Genomic DNA, 12,728 nt, shown 5'->3' on the forward strand with positions numbered 1-12,728 from the left:
TCAACGTTCAAATCGAATGTTGATACACATGCCTTACTTTATCTGAATAGAAATCTAGATTGGTCTAACAGGTTTGATTTACATCATCTTTAGATATAGACATTGACTTTTTTTCATGCTGAAAGGCGAGTAGCAAGATGATTAGACCGCCTAGACTTAATAAGGTACCTACCCAAATCGGTGCTAACCAGCCCAGATTTTGGCTAATGAGCCAGCCACCAATAAAAGCACCAAAAGCATTGGCAATATTAAAGGCAGAGTGATTGAGTGAAGCAGCTAGACCTTGGGCATGACCAGCAACATCCATTAAGCGGGTTTGCAGTAAAGGTCCTAGACCAGCAATACTGAAACTCACTAAAAATAGCGCAATAAGAGCCGTCGCAAGATGATCCATTGATAATGCACAAAGCACATAAGAACAGGCATTGGATATCAATACCCAAATGATGGCTTTGTTTAGGTTTTTATCGGCAAAGTGTCCTGCAACAGCACCTCCAATTACTAAACCTAGCCCGATACATGCCAGTGCAAAAGGAACAACTTGAATGCTGGCATGGGTATATTCAGTCAAAATGGGTGATACATAACTATAAACCGAAAAGAGTCCACCAAAACCAATTGCCCCTACAGCAAGAGTCATCCACATTTGTGTATTTTTAAGTCCGCGGAGCTCATTTTGAATGCTTGCAGTGTGATCACGTTGCATTTGGGGTAGGCCAAAACAAATCGCGACAACAGTTAAAAATGCGATAGATGCCGAAAACTCAAAACCTGCCCGCCAACCATAGAGTTGTCCGAGCCAAGTTGCAAGAGGTACGCCAATCACGGTCGCGACATTTAGGCCCATCATCAGCATTGCAACAGCAAAAGCACGCTTTTGTTTACCAGCAAACTCTGCAACCACGAGAGCAGCAATACCAAAGTATGCGCCGTGTGGAAAGCCTGCGATAAAACGAGAAATAAGCATAGACTCATAACTATTTGCAAGTGCGGTGCTTGCATTGGCAATGCCATAAAACAACATGAGTCCAATTAAGAGTATTTTTCGTGGCACTTTTGCAGCCAAAATGGCAATGACAGGCGCGCCAATTGTCACGCCCAAAGCATAAGCACTAATAAAATGCCCTGTGATAGGGATACTAAGCTTGAAACTCTGCGATATCTCTTGGATGAGTCCCATCGCAACGAATTCAGTCGTACCAATACAAAAACCACCGAGTGCCAAGGCTAAAATAATGACAGATAAGTGACCTGTTGATGGGCTGCTATTTTTTTGAATGGACATAAATAGAGAGTGAAATGAAAAATATTATACGTTCTTTATCACATAAAAATTAGGTTGTTCAAAAATATTATAAGTTAATTCAATAACACTAAAATCTATGCGATGCCTGAGTATTCTTAAATACAGTATCTATTGGTTTGTCTACATTTAATTGATTATTCCATAAAGTCATGCCTAATTTAGATAAAGCAAAAATAGCGCCAACTCAGTGAATATTTGAAATGTGACTTCAGCTACGATACATGTATTTAAGATTGTCCCGTCCCAATTAATAAGGTCAGTAGACCTGCGGCAATTAATGGGCCCACAGGTACACCACGCAGTAATGCAACCCCTGCTACAGTTCCAACCAACAGACCTGCAACTACATCTGGTTGATTCGACATGAGTTTCACACCGCGTCCACCTAACCATGCAACTAAAACGCCAATCGCAATCGCTAGTAATGATTTAAGGCTTAAGAAAGATTTAAAAATACTTTCACCGCTAATTTTACCACTGGCAATAGGAACTAAAACGGCAATCGTTAAAATAATAATGCCGATATTTAATCCATGTTGTTGGATTAGCGGGAAGTATTCGCTCAGTGGCGTCATGCGTAAAATAATGAGTACAGCCGCAGCAATGGTTACCGCAGAATTGTGACTGAAAATACCGCAAGCCAGCAGGATGAGGAGGACGATCAGGTTCAAATCTAAGTTCGGCATAGGGGGGAGACTGGTCAAAAAAACATGTGCATTGTAACGTTTTTTTAGCCAGTCTGCCGAATGATACGAGTCCTTTGATTGATGTTCCTGTATTTCAGTATAAAATGAGCCTTTATTTGAAAAAGTGGTGTGCTGATGCTGTTGGAAAAAATGTTGCAGTCGCAAGGATTCGGTTCGCGGAAGCATTGCCAACAGTTGATTAAAAATGCAACCATCGAAATTGATGGGCAGATCATTACAGACCCTAAACATAAACTCAAATTAGATGGTTTGCACTTTAAAGTACATGATGAGAGTTTTGAATATCGTGAAAAAGTCTATATTGCCTTAAATAAACCTCAGGGTTATGAGTGTTCACATCAGGCAACACACCACTTTAGTGTTTTTGATTTGTTTGATGATGTGCTCTTGAATCGTGGTATTCAGTGTGTTGGACGTCTGGATCAAGACACGACTGGCTTGTTGTTGCTTACTGATGATGGTCAGTTTTTACAGGCATTGACACATCCTAAAAAGCATGTGGCCAAAGTGTATCGCATGCAAACGGCTGATCCTATTACAGATGAACAAATCCAGCAGTTAGAACAAGGCGTTGAGTTACGTAATGAAAAAGGGATATTTGCAGCAACAGGGGTAAAACGATTAGCTGAATGTGAACTGCAAATGACGGTGCATCAGGGAGTGTATCATCAAGTAAAGCGTATGCTTGCAGCTGTCGGCAATAAGGTGGAATGTTTGCATCGTCAGCAAATTGGAGAACTCGACTTAATCACATTGTCTGATTTAGTCGAGGGAAGATGGGTGTATTTAAATGAGGAACAAGTCGCTTTAGCCAAGACTCGTCTTAGCAGCCCTCATGAAAACGGCATATAAATCAGTAGCTATAAGAAGCAGTGATAGGTTTTGAATTCGCTATCCGCTACAAAACCCATAGCCTCATATAGGCTGTGGGACTGGTAGTTATTTTTTTGCGTTTCAAGTGTTATGCGAATCGCTTTTTCATGACGAGCAAACAAAATTGCGGTATCAATGAGTTGTTTTGCAGAGCCATGACGACGATGTGGCGGTGAGACATAGACATCATCTAAAATATAATACGTTGCACAAGCCACGGAAGAAAAGCCTAAGTATAATAAGACAAAACCAGTAATCACATCGTCTTTGACATGAATAAAAATCACGCTTTGTTCATTTTCAAGACGAAGTTTGAGGAACTTTTGGGAAAGGCTTAAGTTGGAAGATGCGCCATAGAATTGGCGATATTCATCGAATAATACAGCAAGTTTTTCTAAGTCTTCTAAGGTGGCACGTCTTACAATCATGTATTACTCCATGCTGTTTTTTATAATGTTTACATGAAGCATACCGAAGTTTTGAACAGGATATTTCTAAAATTTGTTTAGAAATGCAACACTGTTAAGTTTTGTCACTTTCACCCAAAATTGCAGCTAATTCTTCAAATAGATCAATGTGTTCATCATCGGCAAATAAATCATTAGTGGCTGTAGAGTCGGGGCTTGTGATTTGTTCGACTGCTTTTTGTTCTTGCTTGAGCTTACGTAGCTTAATCAGCTGTTCAAGATTGATGTTCTGATTTTCAATTGAAAATGGGATAGATTTGGTTAAAACCACTTGTTTGAAGAACAAACGAACGGCTTGTGCAGGTGTAATCCCCAATTGTTTAAACACGGCAAATGCTTGTTTCTTTTCTTGGGAATCGAGTCGAATTTGATAGACTTCTGTTTTTCTCATGATTTATTAAATAATTTGAATCACTTAAAGGGTAGAAGTTATTTTAATCAATTCCATTGTAATTTCAATATTCACACAATGGAATTTTAAATTATTTTGTAATGACAATTATATTACAGTGTCAATTCAAAGTGAGAGTTGAACAGCATAAGTTGTTGAGTTATTGGGTCTTTAAATGATAATTTCTTGGCTAAAAGCTGTAATGGTTGGCTGAAATCATCGTCGGTTTTGTGTACAACTTTAGGATAGAACGGGTCATTTTTAATCGGGCAGCTTAAAGAATTAAGGTGTACACGCAGTTGATGCTGTTTTCCTGTATGTGGTTTAAGCTCGTATTTTGCCCATGTTGAGTCATATTCCAACAACGAAATATCTGTTTCACTATTGGGTGCTTTGTCTAATACCTGCATAGTGTAGAACGGTTCACCTTTTTGCATGTGTAACCTTACAGTTCGTGGGAAATTAAGTTCTGGGTTAAAAGGTGCAATTGCATGGTAGGTCTTTTGCACCCGCCGTTCCGCAAACATTTGTTGATAAGCCCCACGCGTTTCAATGCGCTTGGAGAAAAGTACTAAGCCTGCAGTTTCACGGTCTAAGCGATGGATAGGGGTTAAATGCTCAATACCTGTCTGTTGTTTTAGGCGAACTAAAAGAGTTTGTTGAACATATTGTCCCGTTGGGCTGATAGTTAGAAAATGTGGCTTATCTACCACTAAGAAATGATCATTTTCAAATAAAATCTCATGCTGAAATGGTACTTCAATTTCATGCGCTAAAAAGCGGTAATAAAACACATGTTGATTTTCAAGATATGCCGAATCTGTGCTGAGCACATTACCTACAGCGTCATAGACCAAGCCATCCAAGAAACGCTGTCGCCATTCCGCAGCTTCAATGTGCTGAAATTGCGCACATAAATAAGCAAATATGCTTTTAGGTATAGGTTGAAGTTTAGGTAAGTACACCTTACTGGCACTGACGCCTTTGAGCATAGGTGGACAAAATTCAGAAGTTTGGTGGTTGGACATGTTTTTTGTAGGTAATATCTAGGCGGTTGATACAGGAAAATACGAGTTTTCAAACTTGCGACTTGGGCATTTTATGGGTGCGATGCTATCATAATTACTCTTTTGCCACTTGTCGTGAGTATTATGCAGTATTCATTTAATTTAACGCTCAATAATGAACAAGATACCCAAAATTTAGCGAAAATTTTGGCACAGCATTTTACGACGGGTGTGGTGTATTTGATTGGGGATTTGGGGGCAGGAAAAACCACCTTAACACGTCATTATTTACAGCATTTAGGGCATCAAGGTTCCGTGAAAAGCCCAACCTATACCTTGGTTGAACCTTACCAAGTGCAAGGGCATGATATTTTCCATTTTGACTTGTATCGTTTAAACGATCCGTATGAGTTGGAGTTAATGGGCATTCGTGACTATTTAGAAACACCCAATGCACTGTTTTTATTTGAATGGCCATCTAAAGGGGGAGATGAAATCCCTGAGGCGGACTTAATTATTGATATTCAAAAATCTGAAGATGAGCTGACACGACATGCCACATTGAGTTTTCAGTCAGTAGCATTATTACAAGCTTTAGAGAGCCAATTAAACAATGCGTGATGATTTAAAGATACGTCGTATTCAGACTCTGAATCCTGCTTTAGCCAACCAAATTGCAGCAGGTGAAGTTATTGAACGCCCTGCGTCTGTGGTCAAAGAGTTACTCGAAAACTCGATTGATGCAGGTGCGACAGAGTTGATTATTCGGGTAGAGCAAGGCGGCAGTACTTTAATTGAAATCATGGACAATGGTCGAGGGATTCACGCTGAAGATCTCCCTTTGGCGGTGATGCGCCATGCGACCAGTAAAATCCAAACTGTAGAAGATTTACATGCAATTGTCAGCTTGGGTTTTCGTGGAGAGGCTTTAGCGTCTATTGCAGCAGTTTCGCGTTTAACCTTGACCAGTAGTCAAGCGGATGATGGGATTGGCTATCAAGTCGAAGTTAATGGAACTGCGTTTGACCATCAAGAGATTCAGGCTGTAGCTGCACCGAAAGGTACGCATATTCGGGTACAAGATTTATTTTTTAATGTGCCTGCACGTCGCAAATTTCTCAAAAAACCTGGCACAGAGTTTGGTCATATTGAAGAAATCGTTCGACGTTTAGCATTGACTCATTTCGATATTCGTTTTGTGCTTGAACATAATCAAAGCATCAAGTTGAACTTACCGATTGCCGATAGTGGTGAGTTACGTTTTCAGCGCGTACAACAGTTACTCGGTCGTGCATTTACTGAAAATGCGTATTGGATGGATGCGGATAGTATCAACATGCGTTTAACAGGTTGGTTGGGACATCCTTCTGATGCTCGTGCGCAAGCAGACTTGCAGTATGTTTATGTGAATGGTCGAATTGTTAAAGATAAAACCATCTCTCATGCGCTACGTATGGCTTATGACGGTATTTTACATGGTCATCAGCACGCGGGTTATTTGTTGTTTTTAGAAGTCGATCCTGAAAATATTGATGTCAATGTACATCCGACTAAACATGAAATTCGCTTTTTAAATCAGCGTGAAGTGCATGAGTTTGTCCGGCACTATGCCAAAGAGACTTTATCGCAGTTTCAAACGGCAACCGCAGATTTATCTGATGCAATGAAGATTGCAGAGGATCAAGCTTTGATGTCTGTGCAGCCTCGCTATCAAGAGCCTTTGCAGTTGCATCGTCATGTTGAGTCTGAACAAACTGGTGAGCAAGCCCCATCGGATGTGCTCACTGACTTTAGTTCAAATCAACCGCAAGGTGTTCATTATTCTACGCAAACTTCGCGTTATCAGGGTTCACAACAGCTTAATAATGCCTTGCAAAGCTATTTAGCGCCTTTGCGTGATACGTCATCTAGTGTTGATCAAGCTCAGCCTTTGGCTGATTTTACAGTGCAAAGCCCTAAAGTTGATGAACATCCGTTGGGAATTGCCATTGCACAATTGCACGGTATTTATGTGTTGGCTCAAAATACAGAAGGGCTGATTATTGTTGATATGCATGCAGCCCATGAACGTATTCTGCTACAGCAAATGAAGTCCGCATGGGATAAACCAGAGTTCTGGACTTCTCAGCAGTTACTCATTCCCAAAGTGATTAATATCACACGGATGCAAGCGACACGAGTGGAAGAGCTTAAAGATCAATTGGCGCGTTTAGGTCTTGAAATTGATCAATATGGTGATGAGCAGGTGATTGTTCGTGGTGTACCTGCGATTTTACATAAAGCCAACTTTGAAGCGCTGGTACCTGAATTACTTAACGATTTGGATCCAAATGATGAAGCGCAGGGCTTACTGCAAAAGCGTGATCAAATTTTAGCGGGTATGGCCTGTCATGGTGCTGTCCGCGCGCATCGCATTTTAGGTCTTTCTGAAATGAATGCCTTGCTTCGTCAAATGGAACAAACTGAATTTGCCAGCCAATGTAACCATGGTCGCCCAACTTGGCGTGCGTTTCCATTGGCTCAACTAGATAAGCTTTTTGCTCGAGGAGAGTAGTTGTACATGTCAACTCAATTGCCGGTCATCAATTTAATGGGGCCAACTGCAAGTGGTAAAACTGCTTTGGCATGTCAGCTCTATGAGCAAGGGAATTTTGAACTCATTTCTGTAGACTCAGCACTGGTCTTTAAGGATATGGATATTGGTACAGCTAAGCCAACCAAAGAAGAGTTGTTACAGTATCCACATCATTTGATTGATATTATTACACCTTTAGAAGTGTATTCCGCTGCAAATTTTGTTGAGGATGCTTGTCGCTTGATTGACGATATGCATTTACGTGGCAAAACTCCGATTTTAGTCGGTGGAACCATGCTCTATTTTAAAGCACTATTAGAGGGGCTTTCGAGTAATTTACCTAGTGCTGATTATGCTGTTCGTGCTGAGATTGAGTCTAAAGCTGAAAGTGAGGGCTGGAACGCAGTTTATGCAGAATTATGCAGTGTGGACCCTTTGGCGTGCGATAAATTTAAAGTGAGTGATAAACAACGGATTATTCGTGCTTTAGAAGTTTATAAGTTGACTGGGCAGCCCATTACTAAGCTTCAGGCAGAACAGCCTAAAAATGTACCTTATCGTTATAGTTTTCATAATTATGCCTTAGTGCCAGATCGAGCTGAATTGCACCAAAGAATTGCACAGCGCTTGAAAATTATGTGGGATATCGGATTTTTGAATGAAGTGGAAGCTCTTATGAAAAAATACGATTTAAAGGAAAATTTACCTTCTATGCGCTCAGTTGGGTATCGACAAGCACTCGAATTTTTACAAAAAGGAGATAAAACTGTCGAAAAACAACAAGAAATGGAGGATAAAGCACTTTTTGCGACACGACAACTTGCCAAACGTCAATACACTTGGTTAAGATCTTTGCAAGAAGTACATAAATTTACAACCTATTCAACGATCACGCAGGCACAAGAAGACTTGCGAAACTGCTACGGATAAAGCAAAATTTAGCTACTGTCTTTTTTATAATTTTTAATTGAAAAATAAAGATAGTTTTTTGCGCTGATTTTTAATTTTTTTTGGAGTTATAACATGTCTAAAGGTCAAACTTTGCAAGATCCGTTCTTAAATTCTCTCCGTAAAGAACGTATTCCTGTATCTATCTTCCTTGTGAATGGTATTAAATTACAAGGTCATATTGAATCTTTCGACCAATATGTTGTTTTATTAAAAAATACGGTAAGCCAAATGGTTTACAAACATGCAATTTCTACTGTTGTTCCTGCACGTAATCCACGTCCTGCTGGTGCGCCTGCTGGTGCTGGTCAACAAGGCGGCTTTGGTGGTCAACAAGGCGGCTTTGGTGGTCAACAAGGTGGCTTTGGTGGTCAACAAGGTGGCTTTGGTGGTCAAGGTGGCTTCGGTGGTCAAGGTGGCTTCGGCGGTCAAGGTGGCTTCGGCGGTCAAGGCGGCTTCGGTGGTCAACAAGGTGGCTTCGGTGGTCAAGGCGGCTTTGGTGGTCAAGGTGGCTTCGGTGGTCAATCTGCAGGTTTTGATGGCGAATCAAAATTTGAAGACTCTCAAGATGACGAAAACAATCGTTAATTGATAAAAAAAAGCCTCTCTGCTGAGAGGCTTTTTTTATTTAAAATTTTTTTGTGACACATTTTAAGACTTGTTATTTTTACGGTCTAAATTTGGATCTTTGATCTCAACATAAGCTTTATTTCGAATTTCACGTAACCAACTATCTAGTTCAGCATCAAATTGACGCTCACCTAAAACTTGACGTGCCATGCGCTCTTGGTATTCAGTCGTCATATCTTGCTGACGTGTTTCTGTCACTTGTAGGATATGCCAACCAAACTGAGTCTGGAATGGTTTGCTAATTTGTCCAACAGGGGTATTCTTCATGGTTTCTTCAAACTGAGGCACCATGACGCCAGGGCTAACCCAACCAAGACTACCACCATCACGTGCTGAACCTGTATCGTTTGAATAGGTCGAAGCTAAAATTGCAAAATCTTCCCCCTTTTCTACACGATTATACAAGTTGTCGATCATTTGTTTTGCGTTTTCAGGGCTAACCACTTCTGATGGCTGAATAAGAATGTGACGTACTTTATATTGGGGTACAATGGCTTTTTGCTCTGCACCTTTACGTTCAACTAACTTTAAAATATGTACGCCATCACGGACTGTAATAAGGTCAGTGGTTTGTCCAACTTGGAGTGGACTCACACGTGCAGCAAGTTCACTTGGAATATCAGAAAGTGCTCTAAAGCCCATATCTGCACCTTCAACTTTGGTGTTGGCTGTGCTGAACTTTTTAGAAATTGCAGCTACATCATTGTCGCTTGCGAGAACGTTTTTGACTTGTTTCGCCACAGCGTCAGCATTGTCACCAGAAACACGCACATGTAAGACATGTACTTGATTGCCTAATGCGGCTTGACCTTGTGGGGTATTTAAGAAGTTCTTAACGTCTTGATCTGAGATTTGAATACGAGAGGTGACGATTTGTTGGCGTAAACGGCTAATCGCTAAATCTTCAGCAATACGACTACGCAAAGAGGCATAGGTTCCTGGTGCCATTTTGTCCAACTTTTGTTGAAATGCTTCTAGGCTTGTTGTTCCAGATTGTTTTGCGACATTTAAAACAGCATCATTCAAGCTTTTCTCATCAGGTTGAATGTTGTAGCGTTTAACCTGTTCAAGCTGGGTTTGACGAATAATCAGTTGTTCTAAAGCTTGCTGTGCTAAATACTGCTCAGGTGGAACTTGTTTTTTCTGACTTTCAAGTTGGTGCTTAACTTCAGCCATGCTTGCTTCTAAGTCACTTTTTAAAATAACACTGTTATCGACAACAGCAACAACTTCATCCGACGCGTGTACAAAAGTTGGAATAGCGGTTGCGAGAGCTAAAGCTAAAGCACTCGCTTTAAAAAATTGTTTGAACTGTTTTGTCTTCATTAACGGTCTGTCCAAGTCTGATTAATATTGTTAAAGCCTAGAATACGATTTTCTAGTAATGATGAAAGTTTGCTGTTTAGTCCTCCTAAGCCTTTTAGGGTGACTTCAGCCATAATTGCACGGTTTGGTTTTACACTTGAATCGCTAACGTCATCTAAGTCGTTGTAATACTCGCGCCCATACACCGAGATACCCCAGCAACATGCTTCATAATTGACGCCTAGTAAGTATTCGCGCGCGACATTATTGTCAAGGTCATACTGAGCATGGCCCATAATACGCCAGTTGTTATGTACAGGTTGTACAAAAGATGCAACCACTTGATCGTAGTGCTCTTGGCGGTTCGCGATTTCTTTGCGGTAGTAATAGCCCACATTGTATAAATTGCCTTTATCCCCTGTGTAATACAACTGTAAATCGCGTTGAGCATTGTCGCCATTTGACATCCAAGCCGAATTAGCACCAAGGGTAAAGTTTTGTGAGAGTTGGCTTGATACGCTAACAATTGGACCAGTATGTTTTTCGTTATCAAACAAATCTGTGGTTTGATCAAGAGTCACACGACGGTCTTCAAAATAATAGCTTTGACCAACACTTGCTTTTAAGCGTTCCAGACCGACAGTATCAAATAAGCTATAACTGAGCCCTAACGACAAGAAGTTATTGTCTTCTAAGCGGTCATGACCGTAGAAACGATTAGGGCTAAATAGTTGATCATAGTTAATGGATGCGGCTACAGAGTCAAAGTTTGGTGCACCATCTTGATTTTTATATGGAGCATACGCATAGAACATGCGCGGACTGAGGGTTTGTAAGAATGTGCCTTCTTTTTCAAAGGTTAAGCCAGCATCAAAGGTAATTTGTGGAACAGTATATGATTTGTCTTTTGATGAACGATTCGTGCTATCAAATTCATTTATCGTGTCTTGGTCATAGAATGTATTTACATTACGGATAGAGATCTGTGGGATCGCAAATGCCCAAGGTGTACGATAGTTGTAACGTACAGAAAAGTCATTGTAGACACGTGTACCACTTGGTTCGAAACTGTCGTTGGTATCGCCATCAATCGTACCAAAATCCTTTTTAAAGTAGGCTGTATCATTATTAAATTCGTATTCTAAGCCTAAAGCATTACCAGTTTTATAGTTGAGTAAAAACTGAGGTAAGCGGGCATAAGGACGGTCAACGTAGGGTGTTGTTTCATCCAGTGTTTGGAAGTCTTCAATTTTAAGCTGAGCTTTTAAGCCTGGGATCCCATTTTTATAGTTGAGTTCCCATGCACGACGAAGATTTAGATCTGTTTTTGTATTTGGATTATTACTTAAGTCCGTAAAATAGTCTTTATCTGATGCGTAGTTATATTCGAGGTTTGTCGAAAATTGTTCGTTAATTTGCCAGTTATGTAAAAAGTGTAAGTCTTTACGGTCTTGATCATCATACTTGCGATCAGATGAAAGGAAACCACCCCAAATTTGGCCAGAACCGAAATTTTCAGTGAGATATCTAAACTCACCTTCAATCATAGGTCCGCGGTCACTGATGTAACGAGGCGTAATGGTTGCATCGTAGTTTGGTGCTAAATTTAAATAAACAGGGACTGCAAGTTCGATGCCTCCATCATTGGTGAAGCCGAAACTTGGTGTCAAGATACCTGTAGTGCGTCGGTCATCAATAGGGAAGTTGAAATAAGGAACTGCGAGTACAGGCACATCTTTAATATAAAGTTTGGTACCACGCGTTTCACCACGGCCTGTTTCTTGATTGAGTTTTATTTCATCTGCTTGAATTTTCCAAGTCGGTGCTTTTTCTGGCGGACATGTACTATAAGTTGCATTTTTTAAGGTAGTGGTTGTTTGCGACTGACGTAAAATTTGTTCTGCACGTCCATGCGCATGTTGTTCTTCAGCAATATAAAAACTATTTTTTAAGTCACCTTGCTGGGTTTTGAGGTTGTAATTGATTTGATCACTTTGAGCCAATAATCCACTTTGCGCCATTTGCACACGACCTTCTGCATTGGCAAAAGTCTGTGTCTGATCAATGGTGATTTTATCGGCACGAATTTGACGCCCTTCTTGGTCAATAAGCACATTGCCTTCAAGAACAGAGTCGCCTTGTGGATTATAATGACCATAATCCGCAGTGATTGTAGAGGTTGCATTGGCAGCATCAACAGCTTTGGTTTCAGGGCTTACAGGCGTCAACCATGTTCCTTGACAATAGGCTGAGCTTAAATACTTACCTTGCCGTTGCTGAGCTTCAGGAGACGATTTATCAACATAGTATTGCTCGTAGAACTTTTGCCCTGGATAGCTTTCTTGTAAAGCTTGTTTCAGTGATTGTTGTTCGTCTGAAATAGAAGTAGACGATGTTGCAGCATAGCTTGTGATTGAGCTACCACAAAGAAGGGTAAATATCGCAGTCGCTAAAGGATTAAATTTAAACTGATGCTTCATGTGTCTCATTTACCAAGTATGCTTAATCGCAATTAATTA

Annotated in this window: 12 protein-coding genes; 5 read left to right on the forward strand and 7 right to left on the reverse strand. The window is 40.5% G+C overall.

The genetic code is table 11. From position 1 onward, the window contains the following. Nucleotides 1–64: 64 nt before the first annotated feature. Entirely contained in the window at nt 65–1,285 is a 1,221-nt protein-coding gene (locus ACE01U_RS13530; protein WP_395579710.1) for an MFS transporter, read from the reverse strand. A 248-nt stretch (nt 1,286–1,533) separates the two neighbouring features. Beyond that, nucleotides 1,534–1,992, reverse strand: coding sequence for a DUF441 domain-containing protein (locus ACE01U_RS13535; RefSeq protein WP_086210162.1), 459 nt, complete (start codon nt 1,990–1,992; stop codon nt 1,534–1,536). A gap of 135 nt (nt 1,993–2,127) precedes the next feature. Between ACE01U_RS13535 and ACE01U_RS13540 the strand changes: the two genes are divergently transcribed. Next, nucleotides 2,128–2,865 (forward strand): pseudouridine synthase, encoded by a 738-nt coding sequence (locus ACE01U_RS13540; protein WP_395579712.1) that lies wholly within the window; start codon nt 2,128–2,130, stop codon nt 2,863–2,865. 8 nt (nt 2,866–2,873) lie between these two features. On the opposite strand, the gene ACE01U_RS13545 is transcribed toward ACE01U_RS13540, so the two are convergent. The 3 genes from ACE01U_RS13545 to ACE01U_RS13555 form a co-directional block, all read right to left on the reverse strand. Next, complete coding sequence (locus ACE01U_RS13545) at nt 2,874–3,314, reverse strand: GNAT family N-acetyltransferase (RefSeq protein WP_086210160.1); 441 nt, start codon at nt 3,312–3,314, stop codon at nt 2,874–2,876. A 94-nt stretch (nt 3,315–3,408) separates the two neighbouring features. Further along, nucleotides 3,409–3,744, reverse strand: a complete 336-nt coding sequence (locus ACE01U_RS13550; protein WP_086210159.1) for a type II toxin-antitoxin system RelB/DinJ family antitoxin — start codon at nt 3,742–3,744, stop codon at nt 3,409–3,411. Nucleotides 3,745–3,857: 113 nt separating this feature from the next. Beyond that, nucleotides 3,858–4,772, reverse strand: coding sequence for an RluA family pseudouridine synthase (locus ACE01U_RS13555; protein WP_395579714.1), 915 nt, complete (start codon nt 4,770–4,772; stop codon nt 3,858–3,860). A gap of 123 nt (nt 4,773–4,895) precedes the next feature. On the opposite strand from ACE01U_RS13555, the gene tsaE reads away from it, so the two are divergent. From tsaE to hfq, 4 genes are all read left to right on the forward strand, one after another. Then, a complete protein-coding gene (tsaE, locus tag ACE01U_RS13560) occupies nt 4,896–5,372 on the forward strand; it encodes a tRNA (adenosine(37)-N6)-threonylcarbamoyltransferase complex ATPase subunit type 1 TsaE (protein ID WP_395579716.1) in 477 nt (158 codons plus the stop codon). Continuing rightward, complete coding sequence (gene mutL / locus ACE01U_RS13565) at nt 5,365–7,305, forward strand: DNA mismatch repair endonuclease MutL (RefSeq protein ID WP_395579717.1); 1,941 nt, start codon at nt 5,365–5,367, stop codon at nt 7,303–7,305. The genes tsaE and mutL overlap by 8 nt, the downstream gene beginning before the upstream one ends. Nucleotides 7,306–7,311: 6 nt before the next feature. Further along, nucleotides 7,312–8,256 carry a tRNA (adenosine(37)-N6)-dimethylallyltransferase MiaA gene (gene miaA, locus ACE01U_RS13570; RefSeq protein ID WP_110973924.1) on the forward strand — a complete coding sequence of 315 codons (945 nt, stop codon included), beginning with the start codon at nt 7,312–7,314 and terminating at the stop codon, nt 8,254–8,256. Nucleotides 8,257–8,349: 93 nt separating this feature from the next. Beyond that, nucleotides 8,350–8,862, forward strand: a complete 513-nt coding sequence (gene hfq, locus ACE01U_RS13575) for an RNA chaperone Hfq (protein WP_086210155.1) — start codon at nt 8,350–8,352, stop codon at nt 8,860–8,862. Nucleotides 8,863–8,925: 63 nt separating this feature from the next. Here hfq and ACE01U_RS13580 read toward each other — a convergent pair whose 3' ends face one another. After that, nucleotides 8,926–10,230 (reverse strand): peptidylprolyl isomerase, encoded by a 1,305-nt coding sequence (locus tag ACE01U_RS13580; protein WP_086210154.1) that lies wholly within the window; start codon nt 10,228–10,230, stop codon nt 8,926–8,928. Beyond that, entirely contained in the window at nt 10,230–12,689 is a 2,460-nt protein-coding gene (locus tag ACE01U_RS13585; protein ID WP_110973926.1) for an LPS-assembly protein LptD, read from the reverse strand. Before ACE01U_RS13585 ends, ACE01U_RS13580 begins: the two co-directional genes overlap by 1 nt. Nucleotides 12,690–12,728: the final 39 nt, after the last annotated feature.

Origin of the sequence: Acinetobacter halobius (assembly GCF_044130335.1) — a bacterium.
GTDB lineage: Bacteria > Pseudomonadota > Gammaproteobacteria > Pseudomonadales > Moraxellaceae > Acinetobacter.

What these genes read in the sequence shown, in the direction of transcription:
- hfq (WP_086210155.1), top strand. Translation starts at nt 8,350, where the DNA reads ATGTCTAAAGGTCAAACTTTGCAAGATCCGTTCTTAAATTCTCTCCGT.
- mutL (WP_395579717.1), top strand. Translation starts at nt 5,365, where the DNA reads ATGCGTGATGATTTAAAGATACGTCGTATTCAGACTCTGAATCCTGCT.
- ACE01U_RS13580 (WP_086210154.1), bottom strand. Translation starts at nt 10,230, where the DNA reads ATGAAGACAAAACAGTTCAAACAATTTTTTAAAGCGAGTGCTTTAGCT.
- tsaE (WP_395579716.1), top strand. Translation starts at nt 4,896, where the DNA reads ATGCAGTATTCATTTAATTTAACGCTCAATAATGAACAAGATACCCAA.
- miaA (WP_110973924.1), top strand. Translation starts at nt 7,312, where the DNA reads ATGTCAACTCAATTGCCGGTCATCAATTTAATGGGGCCAACTGCAAGT.
- ACE01U_RS13530 (WP_395579710.1), bottom strand. Translation starts at nt 1,285, where the DNA reads ATGTCCATTCAAAAAAATAGCAGCCCATCAACAGGTCACTTATCTGTC.
- ACE01U_RS13535 (WP_086210162.1), bottom strand. Translation starts at nt 1,992, where the DNA reads ATGCCGAACTTAGATTTGAACCTGATCGTCCTCCTCATCCTGCTGGCT.
- ACE01U_RS13555 (WP_395579714.1), bottom strand. Translation starts at nt 4,772, where the DNA reads ATGTCCAACCACCAAACTTCTGAATTTTGTCCACCTATGCTCAAAGGC.
- ACE01U_RS13550 (WP_086210159.1), bottom strand. Translation starts at nt 3,744, where the DNA reads ATGAGAAAAACAGAAGTCTATCAAATTCGACTCGATTCCCAAGAAAAG.
- ACE01U_RS13545 (WP_086210160.1), bottom strand. Translation starts at nt 3,314, where the DNA reads ATGATTGTAAGACGTGCCACCTTAGAAGACTTAGAAAAACTTGCTGTA.
- ACE01U_RS13540 (WP_395579712.1), top strand. Translation starts at nt 2,128, where the DNA reads ATGCTGTTGGAAAAAATGTTGCAGTCGCAAGGATTCGGTTCGCGGAAG.
- ACE01U_RS13585 (WP_110973926.1), bottom strand. Translation starts at nt 12,689, where the DNA reads ATGAAGCATCAGTTTAAATTTAATCCTTTAGCGACTGCGATATTTACC.